The following is a 3013-nucleotide window of genomic DNA, read 5'->3' on the forward strand; positions in this document are numbered from 1 at the left end:
GCCGGGTGGCACGGCCAGCTTCGGCTTCAACGGCAGTCCCGGCGGCGCCGGCGCCGTGGTCAGCAACTGCACCCTGAACGGCGCGGCCTGCGGCGGCGGGACCAACCCGTCTCCCTCGCCGTCACCCTCCCCGCCGGGGCCGAACGTGCCCGGCAAGCCCGGCACGCCGTCGGTCACCGGCGTCACCAACACCGCGATCTCGCTGTCCTGGGGCGCCTCCAGCGGCACCGTGACCGGCTACCGCGTCTACGAGGGCACCACGCTGCGCGCCACCGTGACCGGCACCTCCGCCACCGTCAGTGGCCTCGGCGTCTGCACCTCGCACACCTACACCGTGCGCGCCTACAACTCGGTCGGCGAGTCCGCCGCCAGCGACCCCGTCGGCGGCTCCACCACCGGATGCCCGATCGGCCCGCTGCCCAGGCACTTCCTCACCGGGTACTGGCACAACTTCGTCAACGCCGCCACCGAACTGCGCCTGTCCGCCGTACCCAACGAGTACGACCTGGTCGCCATCGCCTTCGGCGAGGCCACCACCACCCCGGGTCAGGTCGTCTTCGGGCTCGACCCCGGCCTGTCCAGCGCGCTCGGCGGCTACACCGACGCCCAGTTCCGGGCCGACGTGCAGACCCTGCACTCGCGCGGCAAGAAGGTCATCCTCTCGGTCGGCGGCGAGCTCGGCCGGGTCCAGGTGGCCAGCGCGTCCGCCGCGGCCACGTTCGCCAACTCGGTCTTCGCCATCATGCAGAGCTACGGCTTCGACGGCGTGGACATCGACCTGGAGAACGGCCTCAACGCCCAGTGGATGGGCGAGGCCCTGCGCCAGCTGCGCGCCAAGGCCGGCAGCGGCCTGATCATCACGATGGCCCCGCAGACGATCGACATGCAGTCCACCGGCATGGAGTACTTCAAGCTGGCCCTGGCCATCAGGGACATCCTCACCGTCGTGCACATGCAGTTCTACAACTCCGGCTCGATGCTCGGCTGCGACCAGTCCTTCGCGTACAGCCAGGGCACGGTCAACTTCATGACCGCGCTGGCCTGCATCCAGCTGGAGAACGGCCTGCGGCCCGACCAGGTGGCGCTCGGCCTGCCCGCGGGACCCGGCGCGGCCGGCGGCGGCGTGGTCTCGCCCGCGCTGGTCAACCAGGCGCTGACCTGCCTGGCCACCCGCACCAACTGCGGCAGCTTCGTGCCGCCGCGGGCGTACCCGGCGATCCGGGGCGCGATGACCTGGTCGATCAACTGGGACGCCAGCAACAACTGGAACTTCTCCAGGACCGTCAAGCCGCACCTCGCGACGCTTCCCTAAGGAATCCCCGATGAACCGCATCCGCATGGCGGTGGCGGCGGCAGCGCTGACCGTCTTCGGGGCGGTGCTGGTGGCCCAGCCCGCCCGAGCAGCCAACATCGCGAGCAATCCCGGGTTCGAGTCCGGCCTGGCCGGATGGACCTGCGCCGCCGGGGCCCAGGCGGTGACCACACCCGTGCACGGCGGCGCCAGGGCCCTGGCCGCCACCCCCGCCGGCAGCGACGTCGCGCGCTGCCAGCAGACGATCACCGTGCGGCCCAGCACCGCGTACGCGCTGTCGGCCTGGGTCCGGGGGAACTTCGTGTTCCTCGGCGCGGTCGGGTTCGGCGAGATCTGGGCCGCGCCCGGCGCGGCCTGGACGCAGCTGACCCGCAACTTCACCACGGCCCCCGGCCAGACCAGCGTGACGATCTACGTCAACGGCTGGCACGGGCAGGGCACCTACTACGCCGACGACGTCGTCTTCGACGGTCCCGGCACGGTGCCGCCCTCCCCGTCACCGTCACCCTCGCCCTCCCCGTCGCCGTCGCCGTCCCCCAGCCCGTCGCCGAGCCCGCCCACGCCGGTCGGCAACCGGTGGATGGTCGGCTACCTCCACGCCTCATTCGCCAACGGCTCCGGATATATCCGGATGGCGGATGTGCCCACCGAGTGGGACTTCATCAACCTCGCGTTCGGCGAGCCCACCAGCGTCACCTCCGGCGACATCCGGTTCAGCCAGTGCCCGGTCGCCGAATGCCCCAACGTCGAGACCGAGGCCCAGTTCATCGCCGGCATCCGGGCCAAACAGGCCGCCGGCAAGAAGGTCCTGATCTCCATCGGCGGCCAGAACGGCCAAGTGCAGCTCACCACCACCGCCGCCCGCGACAAGTTCGTGCAGTCGGTCGGCGCGATCATCGACAAGTACGGCCTGGACGGCCTGGACATCGACTTCGAGGGCCACTCCCTCTACCTCAACCAGGGCGACACGAACTTCCGCAACCCGACCACCCCGGTCGTGGTCAACCTGATCGCCGCGCTCCGCGCCCTCAAGACCAGGTACGGCTCCCGCTTCGTGCTCACCATGGCCCCCGAGACGTTCTTCGTCCAGCTCGGCTACCAGTTCTACGGACCCGGCACCGGCGGCGCGGACCCGCGCTCCGCCTCCTACCTGCCGGTCATCCACGCCATGCGGAACGACCTGACCCTGCTGCACGTGCAGGACTACAACTCCGGCCCGATCATGGGCCTGGACAACCAGTACCACACCATGGGCGGCCACGACTTCCACGTCGCCATGACCGACATGCTGCTCGCCGGCTTCCCGGTCCGGGGCAACACGGCCGACGTCTTCCCCGCCCTGCGCCAGGACCAGGTCGCCATCGGCCTGCCCGCCGCGCCGTACGCCGGCAACGGCTTCACCACCGTGGCCGAGGTGCAGAAGGCGTTCACCTGTCTCGCCAAGGGGACCGGGTGCGGCACGTACCGGCCGCGCGGGGTCTATCCGAACCTGCGGGGCCTGATGACCTGGTCGATCAACTGGGACAAGTACCACGGGTTCGAGTTCTCCCGCAGCCATCGTCCGTACCTCAACGCGCTCTGATGGGACAGATCATGAAATTTCGGTTCTTAGCCGGACGGCGGGTGGGCGCGGGTCTCGCGGCGCTCGCGATCGCCCTCACCGGCGCCGTGGCCGTGGCCACGCCCGCGCACGCGGCCCCC

General features: G+C 70.7%; 2 protein-coding genes. Both read left to right on the top strand.

Annotated elements, in window-relative coordinates:
• On the top strand, positions 1-1312 hold a 1312-nt coding region (locus Aph01nite_RS40730; protein WP_204046446.1), incomplete at its 5' end, for a chitinase.
• Positions 1313-1322: 10 nt separating this feature from the next.
• Entirely contained in the window at positions 1323-2894 is a 1572-nt protein-coding gene (locus Aph01nite_RS40735) for a chitinase (RefSeq protein ID WP_239162356.1), read from the top strand.
• The last annotated feature ends 119 nt before the right edge of the window (positions 2895-3013 follow it).

Origin of the sequence: Acrocarpospora phusangensis (assembly GCF_016862995.1) — a bacterium.
Classification (GTDB): domain Bacteria; phylum Actinomycetota; class Actinomycetes; order Streptosporangiales; family Streptosporangiaceae; genus Acrocarpospora; species Acrocarpospora phusangensis.

Bases quoted from the DNA above. Each gene is read 5' to 3' on its own strand.
- Aph01nite_RS40735 (WP_239162356.1), top strand. From the start codon at position 1,323: ATGAACCGCATCCGCATGGCGGTGGCGGCGGCAGCGCTGACCGTCTTC.